This window comes from Nitrosomonas sp., from assembly GCF_040240425.1.
Lineage (GTDB): Bacteria > Pseudomonadota > Gammaproteobacteria > Burkholderiales > Nitrosomonadaceae > Nitrosomonas.
In genome coordinates, this window is record NZ_QPHG01000003.1 from 72938 (window position 1) to 87664 (window position 14727).

The following is a 14727-nucleotide window of genomic DNA, read 5'->3' on the forward strand; positions in this document are numbered from 1 at the left end:
AGCTCAAAAATCAAGAGCGATAATGAATTATTCGCACTGAATACTTATGCATTGACAACTAACCGGCAAGCTTGTCACCTGCTATCAAGTGGCGAATGGTGGCAAAGTACGCGGCACGGTTACGATTCTTGCCATATCACAGCAAAATATAGCATTTTCTCTATTGTGCGGTCGAATGACGGTAATTGGCGAGACAAGCAAAGTAACTAGGCGTTACAAACCGGAACCGGTATCCGGCTTTATTAAGCTATCCCACAAAATCCAGCACAACCTTCTCCTTCTGAGAATCTAATGTATATCTAAAGCTATCCTATAACTTGACTATCGCAACAGACTTGCCGGATTGAATACCCCACCTTATACGGCGGGGTATTCATTGCTTTCTTTAATTCTCTGATTTCCAATTTCTCACTCCCAAAGATGTGGAAAATTAAATCTTGAGAAATTAAATCTGATTAATCGGCTTGTCTTCTCAAGAAAGCGGGTATATCCATTGGATCAACGCCTGATTGACGCATCGCTGCAACGGTGGCGTTACTTCTTCTACCTGTACGCATCACGGCCGGTTCTTCAGTAGAAAAAACAGAATCCCTGTCGTCGGTACCGGTGCGTGTATGCACCACGGTTAACGGAGAATTTTGGCTTTGACTGACCAAGCTGCCAAGTCCGGTAGCCACCATGGTAACGCGGAGATTATCGGCCATATTTTCATCAATGACGGTACCGACAATAATCGTTGCATCCTCGGCGGTCATATCTTTAATAGTGCTCATCACTTCATGCACTTCGCGCATTTTCAGCGATGAACTGGCGGTGATATTGACTAGAATGCCGCGCGCTCCGGACAAGGAGATATCCTCGAGCAGCGGGCTTGATACCGCGCGTTCGGCTGCAACCCGGGCACGATCAACACCCATTGCGACTGCTGAGCCCATCATCGCCATGCCCATTTCCGACATCACGGTTCTAACGTCGGCAAAATCAACGTTGACCAGACCCGGGCAATTAATCACTTCGGCGATACCCGCTACTGCGCCATACAGTACGTCATTGGCAGCTTTAAATGCATCCAGCATGGAAATATCGTTGCCTAACACCATCATCAGCTTATCGTTAGGAATCACAATGAGCGAATCCACATGTTGTGACAATGCTTCCATTCCCGCCTTGGCAGCCGCCAGACGTTTGCCTTCGAAAGCAAATGGCTTGCTGACCACAGCCACCGTTAAAATGCCCATTTCTTTAGCGACCTGCGCAACCACCGGCGCAGCACCGGTACCTGTACCGCCACCCATGCCAGCGGTGATAAACAACATATCCGCGCCTTGAATCAATTCTGCAATACGGTCGCGATCTTCCAGCGCAGCTTCCCGGCCGATTTCAGGATTCGCGCCCGCGCCCAATCCTTTGGTAATACCCGTACCCAGTTGCAGTACGGTCGGCGCTTTATTGCTTTTCAATGCCTGGGCATCAGTATTCATACTGATGAACTCAACGCCTTGCATGCCGTTTTGGATCATATGATCCACAGCATTGCTGCCGCACCCACCAACGCCGACAACTTTGATGACTGCCTCTTGAGTTTCGTTATTCATGATTTCGAACATATTGTTTCTCCTTTAGTACATTGAAATTAAAGCCGCCTGACTGCTAATACAACCCGTGAAATTTCGTATTAAAAATTTCTTTGAAACCACCCCTTCATTCTGGAGAAAATCTGCTTGGCAGAGCCTCCTTGTAATCTTGAACCATGCTGATGCTGCAACTGTTCGATACCCGCCAAAATTAAACCGATTCCCGTCGAATAGCGCGGTGTATGAATCACGTCTTTTAAATTGCCATGATAATTCGGCAAACCCAATCTGACCGGCATGTGAAAGATTTCCTCGCCCAATTCCACCATGCCGCGTAACGAAGCCGATCCGCCCGTGATCACGATGCCCGATGACAGCAATTCTTCAAATCCGCTGCGGCGCAATTCCGCTTGCACCAAGGAATAGAGTTCCTCGGCACGAGGCTCTATCACTTCCGCCAATGTTTGTATGGAAAGCTGGCGCGATCCGCGGTTACCCACATCCGGCACTTCCACCATCTCGCGTGTGTCGGCGAGACTTCTCAATGCGCAACCGTAGCGGCACTTGATGTCTTCCGCGCTTTTGGTTGGCGTGCGTAAGGCCATCGCAATGTCATTGGTGATTTGATCCCCCGCGATCGGAATCACGGCGGTATGGCGGATGGCGCCATGCGTGAACACGGCAATATCCGTTGTTCCGCCACCGATATCCACCAAACAGACACCCAGATCTTTTTCGTCATCGGATAACACGGCCATTGCCGAAGCCAGCGGCTGCAATATCAAATCGCGCACCTCCAAACCGCAACGATGCACACACTTGACGATATTCTGCGCCGCGGAGACCGCGCCCGTGACAATATGCACTTTCACTTCCAGCCGTATGCCGCTCATCCCCACCGGCTCGCGCACATCTTCCTGGCCGTCAATAATGAATTCCTGATTCAGGATGTGCAGGATCTGCTGATCGGCGGGAATATTCACGGCTTTGGCGGCTTCCATGACGCGCTCGACATCTTTTTCGGTGACTTCCTTATCTTTGATAGGCACCATGCCATCCGAATTAAAACCCTTGATATGGCTGCCAGCGATGCCGGTATACACTTCATTTATCTTGCAATCCGCCATCAGTTCCGCCTCTTCCAGCGCACGCTGAATCGCATTCACCGTCGTCTCGATATTGGCCACAACACCTTTTTTCAATCCGCGCGATGGATGGCTGCCCAAACCGATCACTTCAAAACCGCCTTCCGGAATCACCTCGGCGACAATGGCAACAATTTTCGACGTGCCAATATCAAGACCGACAATCAAATTTCTATTCTCTCGAGCTTTATTCATTTAATCCCATCTCCGTGGTCTCACGTTTCTCTCCTCGCGCCGGATTTACGTGGTACTTGTTGCATCACTTCAGGCATGCGGATGGCAAAACCATTGGGATAACGTAAATCAACATATGCCAATGGTTCTTGCTGATTTAACCGCGCAATACTGTGGTTATATACTGAAACATAACGAACCAATCTCTCTTCAATTTCATTTCGCCCCAATTCCAGAATCGTTCCGGTATTTAACTGCAAACGCCAGGCATAGCGCGGTGTCAGGCTTATTTCCGCGATATGCTGCTGCAATGGCTTCAGTATTTTGTTAAAACGCCGGAATTGCTGCGCCACTTCATGCGCGCTAGCCTCGTTGGGGCCGGTAAACACCGGCAAATCAGCATCAACCGTCACCCGGAACACCTCACCGTAAGTATTGACCAAGGCATGACTGCCCCAATAAGCCAATGCTTGATGCTCTTCCAGTATCACATTCAAACCATGCGGCCACTCTCTTTTCACTCTGGCCTCACGCACCCAGGGTAATTTTACAAAAGCTTCGCGCACTTCAGTGAGATTTACCGAAATAAAATTTCCTGCAATTTCATCCCTGACCAGCTGTTCAATTTGCTCGCGCGCCACATGCTGTAACTCGGCCTTATTTTTCTCTTTCCCATATATGACTTGCACATTAATTTCTTTGATGGGGAACAGCGGCGGCTGGATGAGTTGCAAACTGATCGCATACAGCACCGCCATCGCCACCAAAGTGAGCAATATTTTGGATAACAAATTCAAGGCGTGATGGTTATTCCACATGAGCCAGATCCAATATTCTCAAAACCAGATCCTCAAACGGGATTCCGGCTGTTCTTGCCGCCATCGGCACCAAACTATGGCTGGTCATTCCGGGCGAAGTATTGGCTTCGAGGAAATAAAACTGATTGGTTTCACTCAAGATCAAATCGACCCTTCCCCAACCCTGGCACCCCAGCACTTGGTAAGCCTGTAATGCCTGCCGCTGGATCGCCGCCTCCAATTCCGCCGGTAAACCGCTCGGGCAAAAGTATTTTGTCTCATTCGAGAAATACTTGGCTTCATAGTCGTAAAGCTCACCCGCAATTTCAATCCGCACCACCGGCAGCGGCGTTTCACCCAGAATCGCCACGGTCAATTCCTTACCGGCAATAAATTCTTCCGCGAGCACCAGCGCATCATGCTGAGCGGCCAGTTGATACGCTTGCGCCAAATCCTCGGCGCGCTTCACTTTAGTCAAACCAATGGTTGAACCCTCGCGCGCCGGTTTGACGATCAGCGGTAAACCCAACGTTTCGGCGACTTGTTCAAAATCGCTATCCGCTTGCAGCAATACGTAGCGCGGGGATTGGATACCGGCTGCCTGCCAGATCAATTTGGTGCGCCATTTATCCATCGCCAATGCACTGGCCATTACGCCGCTGCCGGTATACGGTAATCCCATTAATTCCAGCGCGCCTTGAATGGTGCCATCCTCGCCAAAACGGCCGTGCAGTGCGATAAAAGCTTTATCGAAACCTTGTTGCAGCAGTTTTTCCAATGCGTGTTCCGCCGGATCGAAAGGATACGCATCGACGCCGCTGCGCAGTAACGCATCCAGCACAGCCTGTCCGCTTTGCAGCGATATTTCCCGCTCGGCCGACCGGCCGCCCAGCAGAACCGCAACTTTGCCGAATTGATGCGCGGCCATTACGTCAGCCTCCTGGCATCGCCGATGATCCGGACTTCCTGAATCAATGCTATCCCTGTTGCTTTTTTAACCCTGCTTTGCACCATCATGATTAAGGCTTCAATATCCGCCGCACTGGCATTACCCGTATTGACGATAAAATTGGCATGTTTGGGCGACACCATCGCGCCGCCAATGTGGCATCCCTTCAAGCCGCACGCTTCGATCAAACGCGCCGCGTAATCTCCCGGCGGATTGCGAAATACCGAACCGGCATTCGGCATATTGAGCGGTTGACTGGCTACCCGCTGCGCCAGCAACTCCTTGATGCGTTGCCGCGATTGCGTCTGATCGCCTTGCACCAAACGGAAATAGGCGCCGGTAAACCATTCCGCTGCTATCGTACCAGCCGGTTCGCTTTGCCGTTTCACACTGCGATAAGCAATCGCGTACTCGCCGGGCTGGCGCATTACGATTTCTCCGTTGCGTTGGATGATCTGCACTTGCGCCACGATTTCCCAAGTTTCCGAGCCGTAGCATCCGGCATTCATCGCCAGCGCGCCGCCTACCGTGCCCGGTATTCCGGCCAGAAACTCCGCACCAGCCAGATGATGTTTTGCGGCAAACCGCGCTACCTTGGCGCAGGCCACACCTGCGCTCGCGTAGATGAGTCCGCCGGATTGATTCTGCTCGATCAAGCGCAAGTCGTTTAAGCGTGCATGCAACGCCACCACCGTGCCGCGCAGCCCGCCGTCTCTGACCAGCAAATTGCTGCCCAGCCCAATCACATGAATGACTTCGTGCGGCGATGCACGCAGAAAATCCGCCCAATCGTCCAGATCCGCCGGTTGGAAATAACGATCCGCATAACCGCCCGCCCGCCAGGTTGTATGTTTGCTCATCGGTTCATCGACGCGCATTTCGCCCCGCAATGCGGTCACGCCTGTCTCACCGGTTGTTTGATCGGTTACTGGCATGGCAAATCTCGTATTTTGCGGTAAAGCGGTCATGTCTCATCAATCCTCAGCATTCATAGCCATTAACCACGGTCAGCTTTTTTCCCATTTGCGCAATGTGCGGCGCCACTCTGGCTACCGAACCCGCGCCCATCACCAGCACAACATCGCCGTCCTGCGCGATATCCAGTATCGCGGCCGGCAAGTCATCCACTTCCTCGATATAAATCGGCTCCACTTTGCCCTGCACCCGGATGGAGCGCGCCAGCGATTTGCTATCCGCCGCGACAATCGGCTCTTCACCCGCGGGATAAACTTCCGTGAGCAGCAACACGTCTACCTGAGATAAAACACGGGTGAAATCCTCGAAGACATCCCGGGTGCGCGTGTAGCGATGCGGCTGAAAAACCACTACCAAGCGGCGGCCTGGGAACGCGCCGCGCGCTGCTTTGATGGTCGCTTCCATTTCCGCCGGATGATGTCCATAATCATCCACCAGCGTAAAACTTTTTTGTCCGCTTAAGCGGATATCACCGTACTGCTGGAAGCGCCTTTCTACCCCTTTGAATTCCGACAGCGCTTTGACGATCGCGCTATCCGGCACGCCAATTTCATTCGCAACCGCAATCGCCGCCAGGGCATTCTGAATGTTATGTAAACCGGGCAGATTCAGCGTGATATCCAGTTTGCGGGCGGAGCCGTTCACACCGACCACGGCAGTAAATCTCATCCGGTGATGATCTTGCCGGATATCGATGGCGCGCACTTGCGCCTCTTCGGACAGGCCGTACGTGGTGATCGGTTTGGTAATCGACGGCATGACTTCGCGGATATTGGCATCATCCATACAAACCACTGCCATGCCGTAAAAAGGTAAATGCTGCACGAAATCGACAAAAGTTTGCTTCAACCGGCTGAAGTCATGCCCGTAGGTTTCCATATGATCCGCATCGATGTTCGTCACGACCGCGAGCATCGGCTGCAAATACAAAAATGAAGCATCCGATTCATCCGCCTCGACAACGATGAATTCACCACTGCCCAGTTTGGCATGACAGCCCGCTGCTTCCAGTTTTCCACCAATGACAAACGTCGGATCCATATCTGCCGCCGCCAGAATGCTGGCAATTAAACTGGTGGTGGTGGTTTTGCCGTGCGTGCCGGCAATCGCAATGCCGCTGCGCAGGCGCAGCAATTCCGCCAGCATCATGGCGCGCGGCACAACGGGAATATTTTTATTTTTAGCGGCAATCACTTCCGGATTGTCGGGTTTCACCGCCGTGGAAGTAACGACGACATCCGCTCCGGCAATTTGCTCGCTGGCATGCCCCGCATAAACCTTGATGCCGAGCTTGGCCAAACGCTGCGTCACCGGATTACTCATCAAGTCAGAACCGCTGACCTGATACCCCAGGTTGACAAAAACCTCGGCGATACCGCTCATGCCCGCGCCGCCGATGCCGACAAAATGGATATGTTTGACTTTATGCTTCATGCAGTGCTCCGCTCAATTCGATACAGCCTTCAGCTACGATCCGGGTTGCTTCCGGTTTTGCCTGGCTGCGCGCAGCCATCGCCATGCCGAGCAATTTTTCCCGGGTTAAATCCGTCAATAAATCCGCCAGCTTTTGCGCGGTCAATTCATGCTGCGGCAACAGCACAGCAGCACCGTGGCGGGAAAGAAATTGCGCATTGCCGGTTTGATGATCGTCGACGGCATGCGGATACGGCACCAGGATGCTGGCGACACCGGCCGCGCTTAATTCCGCTACGGTCAGCGCACCGGCACGGCACAACACCACATCGCAGTCCGCGTAGCGTTTGGCCATATCGTCGATAAACGCTGTCACCTCGCCATCCAATTGCAGTGCTTGATAGGCCGCTTTAACCGTTTCCATTTGCGCTGCCCCCGTTTGATGCACCACTGCCGGGCGCACATTCTCCGGCAGTAATTTAAGCGCTTGCGGTACTACAGTATTCAAAACTTGCGCCCCCAAGCTGCCGCCCACAACGAGCACATTCAACTTGCCTTGCCGTTCCTGGAAACGTTTCTCCGGCACTTCTATATGCGCAATTTCTGATCGCACCGGATTACCGGAACAAACCGTTTTATCCTGATCGCTCCTGATAGCTCCGGGAAAACCGAGAAAAATCTTATCCGCCAGCTTCGCCAGGATTTTATTGGTTAACCCTGCGACCGAATTCTGTTCATGAATCACCAATGGCTTGTTGAGCAGCGATGCCATCATGCCGCCCGGAAAAGCCGGATAACCGCCCATGCCGAGAACTACATCCGGTTTTACCCGCTGAATAATCCGCAGGCTCTGCCAGAATGCCTTGAGCAAACGCAGCGGCAATAGCAGCCACGTGACCAACCGCTTACCCCGCAATCCGGAAAAACTGATTATTTCAGTTTCATAGCCTCGTTGCGGCACCAGTTTTAATTCCATGCCGTCTTCGGTTCCCAGCCAAACCACGCGCCAACCGGCTTGCCGCAGGTAATCAGCCACCGCCAAACCCGGAAACACGTGCCCGCCGGTACCACCTGCCATTATTAAAATGGTGTGCGCGCTCATACGTTCAGCCCTCGCAGCCGCTGCCGGTTTTCCCAATCGATGCGCAGCAGAACCGCCAGCGCGATGCAAATCGTTGTAATGCTGCTACCGCCAAAACTGAGCAGCGGCAACGTTAAACCCTTGGTGGGCAAGACACCCATATTGACGCCCATGTTGATCAGCGCCTGCACCCCGATCCACATGCCGATTCCCTGTGCCACCAGCGCCGAGAAAGGACTGCCCAATTTGGCCGCCAAGCGGCCGATGACAAAAGCGCGGGTAATGAGCCAGATAAACAATACGATCACGGTAGCCACACCGGCAAAACCCAGTTCTTCGGCCAGCACCGACAGTAAGAAATCGGTGTGCGCTTCGGGCAGATAGAACAATTTCTCGACACTGCCGCCCAAGCCGACACCAAGCCACTCGCCGCGTCCGAATGCAATCAGTGCATGACTGAGCTGATAACCTTTGCCATACGGATCGGCCCAAGGATCCATAAAAGCAACCACGCGATTCAACCGGTACGGCGAACTCAAAATCAACTCATACAAACCAAACGCCAGGATAGCGATCAGGCTGACGAATATTTTCAAACTGACACCGCCGAGAAATAAAATCGACATCGCCAGCGCGGCTACCACGAAGAAAGCGCCGAAATCCGGTTCGAGCAGCAATAAAGCGCCCACGATGGATAATACGACCGCGATCGGCACAAACCCCTTGAAGAAAGAATTCAGGTCGGCTGCCTTGCGGTTGACGTAGTCCGCGGCATACAACACCATGCAAAACTTCATGAACTCGGACGGCTGGATATTCACTACATACAGCGAAATCCAGCGCTGACTACCGTTCACTTCATGTCCGATACCCGGAATCAGTACCAATACCAACAGTAGAATGCTGGTCATGAGCAGATAAGTTACGTATTTCTGCCACATCTGCATCGGCACTTGAAAAGCGATCAATCCCAGCAACAACCCGACACCCAGATAGGCACTATGGCGCAACAAGTAATGGCCGGCCCGGTTGGGGCCAAATTGCGCTTCGGCAATGGCTATCGAGGCAGAATAAATCATTACCAAACCAATACTCAGCAACAGCAAAGCCGACCATACCAGCGCCTGGTCAAAATCGGCCGTCATTCTTGGTTTCTGATTGTTTGCCTGGTAAATCATCGGTTAATGTTTTTTCTGTCCAAAACTGAAAAATTTGTTTTCCATATCTTTGACGGCCGCAACAAATACTTCCGCGCGGTGAATATAGTTTCTGAACATATCGAAACTGGCGCATGCCGGTGAAAGCAACACCACATCGCCGGATTGCGCCAGCAAGAAACTCTTCTGCATGGCTTCTTCCATGGTCACAGCAAAATGCAACGGCACGCCGCAGTCTTTCAATTCATTCGCAATTATGTTTGCATCCCGGCCAATCAACACCACGGCGCGGGCGTTATTGGCAACCGCTTCCCGCAGATACGAGAAATCCTGTCCCTTGCCGTCGCCACCGGCGATTAATATGACGTTTTGCTTCATGCCGCTCAGTGCAGCCACGGTGGCGCCCACATTGGTGCTTTTGGAATCATCAAAGAAAGTAACGCCGTTGAACGCAGCGACTTTTTCCATGCGATGCGGCAAGCCGCGAAATTCGCGCAACGCGGTCAAAAGCGGATCGATGGCCACACCCAGGGCGCGGCACATGGCTAATGCCGCCAGCGCATTGACCGCGTTATGCAAGCCGCTGACAACCAGTTCGGAAGTTTTCATTAATTGCACATCGCCTTCCATCAACCACAAATCGTCTCCATCGTGCATGAGACCGAAATCGGCATGGCTGGGCGGCTCATCGACGCCAAAGGTAATTTGTTTTCTGTCCGGTAGTGCCATAGCGCAGACACCGGGATCGTTCCGGTTGAGCACTTGTATGCCTTTACCAGCTTTCTCATGCAGAAACACTCTGGCTTTGGCGGTTGCGTAATCGCGCATGCCGGTATAGCGATCCAGATGGTCTTCGCTCAGATTTAACACGGTCGCCACATCCGCATTCAAATTGTGCGTCGTTTCCAATTGAAAACTGGATGTTTCCAGAACCCAAGCCTGCGGCCAATCACCTGCGTCGATCCGCTGCATCAGCGCATTCAGCACGGCGGGGCCGATATTTCCCGCCACTTCCACATTCCAGCCGGATTTCTTCAACATCGCGCCGGTCATCGCCGTGACTGTGGTTTTTCCATTCGATCCGGAGATCGCGACAACTTTCGGTTTGGGCCGGTTGCTTTGCTCCAGCGCCCAGGAAAAAAGCACCATATCGCCAATGACCGGCACGCCGCGTTGCACTGCTTGCTGCACGCACGGATCAGCCAGCGGAACGCCGGGGCTGATGGCGATCATATCGATATCGTTAAAAATGGATGCTGTGAATTTGCCTTTATGCAGCTGCACGGATGGAAACCCGGCGGTGATTTGCTGCCAGTTGGGCGGCTCGGAACGGCTATCCGCAGCGCGCACCGTGGCACCCTGACGTAGCAGCCATTTCACCATGGACAAGCCGGTCTCACCCATCCCCAGCACTAGAACTGTTTTATCTTGCAAATTCATCGTAATTTTAATGTCGATAATCCAACCAATACTAAAATAAAGGTGATGATCCAGAACCGGACCACCACCTGATTTTCTTTCCAGCCTTTTAATTCAAAATGATGATGTAATGGCGCCATGCGGAATACCCGCTTGCCCAGCAGCTTAAATGATGCCACCTGCAACATCACGGACAGCGCTTCCACGACAAAAACACCGCCCATAATCACCAGCACAATCTCCTGCCGTACAATGACAGTGACGATTCCCAATGCCGCACCCAGCGCCAAAGCACCGACATCTCCCATGAAAACCTCGGCGGGATAAGCGTTAAACCACAAAAATGCAAGTCCGGCACCGGCCATGGCGCCGCAAAACACCGCCAGCTCCCCAGCATTGGGGATATAAGGGATGCCGAGATACTTGGCGAATACCACGTGCCCGGCGGCGTAGGCAAAAATCGCCAGCGCGCTGCTGATCATGACGGTCGGCATAATGGCCAAACCGTCCAAACCATCGGTAAGATTGACTGCATTGCTGGTGCCAACAATGACAAAATAAGTCAGTACGACAAAACCCGTTACACCCAACGGAATCGCCACTTCCTTGAAGAAGGGCACGATCATGTCGGTTTGCGCCGGGATTTCCGCGATCGATGCCAGATACATCGCAACCGCCAGCGCGATTAGCGACTGCCAGAAAAACTTGGCGCGCGCGGACAATCCTTTCGGATTGCGGTAAACCACTTTGCGATAGTCATCGACCCAGCCGATCACGCCGAATCCCAGCGTGGTTGCCAGCACTACCCAGATATAGCGGTTGCTCAAATCTGACCACAGCAACGTGGTCAAAACAATCGCCATCAGAATCAAAGCGCCGCCCATCGTGGGTGTACCAACTTTGACGAGGTGCGTTTGCGGACCATCATCGCGCACCGATTGTCCGATTTTATAAGCCGTCAGTTTACGGATCATCACCGGGCCGATCATGAAGGAAATCACTAATGCAGTCAGCGTGGCCATCACGGTGCGCAAGGTAATATAGCTAAATACATTGAAAGCGCGGATGTCTTGAGCCAACCACTGTGAGAGGGTTAGCAGCATGATGGCTCCACCGGTTGTTCCAGTTGCCGCACCACCCGCTCCATGCGCATAAAGCGCGACCCTTTCACCAGCAGCGTCACATCATCCGCCAGCAAGCTTTCCGTCGCATGCAGCAATTCATCGATATCGTTGAAATGCCGCGCGCCCTTGCCGAATTCTTCGGCTGCGTAAGCGCTCAACTCACCCAGCGTGAATAATTGATCCAATCCGGCATTGCGCGCATCACGCCCGATCGTGCGATGCAGATCAATGGCTGATTTACCCAATTCGCCCATGTCGCCGAGCACCAGTATTTTTTTTCCTGTCGTGGCAGCCAGTACCGCGAGAGCGGCGCGCACGGATTCCGGATTGGCGTTGTAGGTATCATCAATCAGCTGCGCATGGTGCAAACCGGATTTTTTCTGCAATCGTCCCTTCACACCCTCAAACGATTCGAGTCCAGCGGCAATCGATGCTTTCCCGATACCCGCTGCGATAGCCGCTGTCGCCGCTGCCAAAGCGTTATAGACGTTATGCACCCCGGGCGCCTGTAACTTAACCTCCACAATGCCATCCGGCAATTTCAACTGAATTCTGTTGCTCAACCGGTCAGCCTGATACTCGGCACTCACAGCTGCTTTTTCGCGCAAACCAAAATCGACAATCTTGCGCGCACCAGCGCATTCCCGCCATAAAGCAGCATAGCGATCGTCCGCATTGATCACAGCCGTTCCCTGCTGATCCAATCCGGCAAATATTTCCGCCTTAGCGCGTGCAACCGTTTCAACGGAACCTAGTCCCTCGATATGCGCAGCACCAGCATTGGTAATGACGGCAACACCCGGTTTCGCCAGCTGAGTCAGGTAACCGATCTCGCCCACATGATTCATACCCATCTCAATCACCGCATAACGATGCTGTTGCCGTAAACGCAGCAACATCAGCGGCACACCGATATCGTTATTCAGATTCCCTTCGGTGGCCAGAATCCGTTCCGCTGGCGCATTCATTGTGACTTCACCGCCTGCGGTTGCTTGACGCAATATCGCGGCGATCATTTCCTTAACCGTAGTCTTGCCATTGCTGCCGGTCACGGCGATGAGCGGCAGCGTAAAACGGTTGCGCCAATTCGCAGCCAATTGCCCGAGGCTTAAGCGCGTATCTTGCACGCGCAGCAATGGAATCCCGGCGGATAAAGCGTTTTCCCCAGTCGCTTGCGGAACCAGCGCGGCGGCGGCGCCTTTTTCCTTAGCGCTCAGAACAAATTCACTGCCATCGAATCTCTCGCCGGTTAACGCCACAAATAAATCGCCTGGCTTGAGCGTGCGGCTATCCGTGCTTACTCCGGTAAATAACCCGTCTTGTCCGTTCCATCCGGCTTGCAATACTTGCGCGGCTTCCCGGATCGTCATCATGATTGCACCCGCACTTTCCTGGCTAAATCTTTCAGCACCTGCTGCACAATGTCGGCATCGCTGAAAGGAATTTTCCGGCCTTTTATTTCCTGATACTTTTCATGACCTTTACCTGCAATCAGCACGATGTCGTTGTGCTGCGCATTGGCGATGGCCTGATATATAGCCAGCGCCCGGTCGCTCTCAATCTGGTAATTGTCTGCACCCGCGCCTGCTGTAATATCTTTAATGATGCTCAAAGGATCTTCCGAACGCGGATTATCGCTGGTAAAAATGACTTCGTCCGCCAATCGCGTAGCAACTTCACCCACCATCGCGCGCTTGCCGACATCCCGGTCGCCGCCGCAACCAATAACGCAAAACAGCCGCGCATTCCGTCCGGATGTCCGTTTCTTCGATTGTGCACTGCGCAAAAGCTCGCGTGACGTGCACAGCACTTTCTCCAACGCATCGGGGGTATGGGCGTAATCGACGATAACAATCGGCTGGTCAATCCCTTCGTATTTTTCCATCCGGCCCGGAATGGGTTGCACACTGTGAAGCGCCCGGACTGCGTCCGGCAATCGGATTCCGCTTGCCAGCATAGCCGCCACGACAGCCAGCAAGTTTGATGCATTAAATTTACCCAGCAAGCCAATTCTCAAATGTTCGTGATTATCCTCAAATTCAATATCAAACTCCAGACCATGAAGATCAACTTTTAAATTGGATCCGTAGACCATTTTGAGTTGCCTGGCATAGCGTTCTTCCGGATAGTGAAATCCATAGCCGATGAAGGTGATGGATTTGTTGGCGAGCTGCCGCGATAGCTCGACACCCAGCACATCGTCCATGTTGACAACCGCATACCGCAATCCGGGCCAGAAAAACAGGCGCGCCTTGGCTTCGGCGTAAGCATCCATATCCAAGTGATAATCCAGATGGTCGCGCGACACATTGGTCAGCACGGCAATCGCAAATGTGGTGCCGTTAACCCGCCCCTGCACCAGACCGTGCGAGGATACTTCCATCGCGACGCCATGCGCACCCTGTTCAACAAATTGTGCCAGCGAACGTTGCAGCACCGCGGCATCGGGCGTTGTATTCCCCGCCGCTTCCAACGCGCCGCAAAAACCATTTCCCAGCGTTCCCAGAATGGCTGTCTTCTTGCCCAGACTCGTCATCGCTTGCGCATACCAGTGACTGCACGATGTTTTGCCATTGGTACCGGTAATTCCGACCATCCATAATTTCTCCGATGGCTGATCATAAACATAACTAGCAATCAGTCCCGCTTTAGCCTTCAGTTCATCGATGGCCAATGCCGGAATCCGCCATTCGTGGTTCCACGTGAAATTCTGCGGATCCCACAGAACCGCATTGGCGCCCGCAGCAATGGCTTGCGGGATAAATTTGCGCCCATCGGTGATATCACCGGCGTAGGCCAGGAATGTATCGCCGGGCTTTATCTGGCGGCTATCCGTGACCAGGTTTTTAATCGGAACACCCAGCTCATCCAAACGATGATAATCAAATAACTGAGATGTTTTTTTCTTGATCGTCATCG

Annotated in this window: 12 protein-coding genes; all 12 read right to left on the reverse strand. The window is 52.8% G+C overall.

Annotated features, from left to right (window positions below):
* Positions 1–455: 455 nt before the first annotated feature.
* On the reverse strand, positions 456–1607 hold the full coding sequence (ftsZ, locus tag DU481_RS01680; protein WP_090315228.1) for a cell division protein FtsZ: 1152 nt from the start codon (positions 1605–1607) through the stop codon (positions 456–458).
* 68 nt (positions 1608–1675) lie between these two features.
* The gene (ftsA, locus tag DU481_RS01685; RefSeq protein WP_350131761.1) at positions 1676–2914 is read right to left on the reverse strand and encodes a cell division protein FtsA; all 1239 of its coding nucleotides are present in this window, start codon (positions 2912–2914) and stop codon (positions 1676–1678) included.
* Between the two features lie 20 nt (positions 2915–2934).
* A complete protein-coding gene (locus DU481_RS01690; protein ID WP_350131764.1) occupies positions 2935–3711 on the reverse strand; it encodes a cell division protein FtsQ/DivIB in 777 nt (258 codons plus the stop codon).
* Positions 3701–4618 carry a D-alanine--D-alanine ligase gene (locus DU481_RS01695; RefSeq protein WP_350131766.1) on the reverse strand — a complete coding sequence of 306 codons (918 nt, stop codon included), beginning with the start codon at positions 4616–4618 and terminating at the stop codon, positions 3701–3703. The genes DU481_RS01690 and DU481_RS01695 overlap by 11 nt, the downstream gene beginning before the upstream one ends.
* Positions 4618–5607 carry a UDP-N-acetylmuramate dehydrogenase gene (murB, locus tag DU481_RS01700; protein ID WP_350131769.1) on the reverse strand — a complete coding sequence of 330 codons (990 nt, stop codon included), beginning with the start codon at positions 5605–5607 and terminating at the stop codon, positions 4618–4620. The genes DU481_RS01695 and murB overlap by 1 nt, the downstream gene beginning before the upstream one ends.
* A gap of 13 nt (positions 5608–5620) precedes the next feature.
* Positions 5621–7048 carry a UDP-N-acetylmuramate--L-alanine ligase gene (gene murC / locus DU481_RS01705; RefSeq protein WP_350131771.1) on the reverse strand — a complete coding sequence of 476 codons (1428 nt, stop codon included), beginning with the start codon at positions 7046–7048 and terminating at the stop codon, positions 5621–5623.
* Positions 7038–8129, reverse strand: coding sequence for an undecaprenyldiphospho-muramoylpentapeptide beta-N-acetylglucosaminyltransferase (murG, locus tag DU481_RS01710; protein WP_350131774.1), 1092 nt, complete (start codon positions 8127–8129; stop codon positions 7038–7040). The genes murC and murG overlap by 11 nt, the downstream gene beginning before the upstream one ends.
* Positions 8126–9286 carry a putative lipid II flippase FtsW gene (gene ftsW, locus DU481_RS01715; protein ID WP_350131777.1) on the reverse strand — a complete coding sequence of 387 codons (1161 nt, stop codon included), beginning with the start codon at positions 9284–9286 and terminating at the stop codon, positions 8126–8128. The genes murG and ftsW overlap by 4 nt, the downstream gene beginning before the upstream one ends.
* A 3-nt stretch (positions 9287–9289) precedes the next feature.
* Entirely contained in the window at positions 9290–10705 is a 1416-nt protein-coding gene (murD, locus tag DU481_RS01720) for a UDP-N-acetylmuramoyl-L-alanine--D-glutamate ligase (protein ID WP_350131779.1), read from the reverse strand.
* A complete protein-coding gene (gene mraY, locus DU481_RS01725; RefSeq protein ID WP_350131782.1) occupies positions 10702–11787 on the reverse strand; it encodes a phospho-N-acetylmuramoyl-pentapeptide-transferase in 1086 nt (361 codons plus the stop codon). Before mraY ends, murD begins: the two co-directional genes overlap by 4 nt.
* Complete coding sequence (locus DU481_RS01730; RefSeq protein WP_350131785.1) at positions 11778–13181, reverse strand: UDP-N-acetylmuramoyl-tripeptide--D-alanyl-D-alanine ligase; 1404 nt, start codon at positions 13179–13181, stop codon at positions 11778–11780. Before DU481_RS01730 ends, mraY begins: the two co-directional genes overlap by 10 nt.
* Positions 13178–14725, reverse strand: a complete 1548-nt coding sequence (locus tag DU481_RS01735) for a UDP-N-acetylmuramoyl-L-alanyl-D-glutamate--2,6-diaminopimelate ligase (protein WP_350131788.1) — start codon at positions 14723–14725, stop codon at positions 13178–13180. Before DU481_RS01735 ends, DU481_RS01730 begins: the two co-directional genes overlap by 4 nt.
* Between the last annotated feature and the right edge of the window lie 2 nt (positions 14726–14727).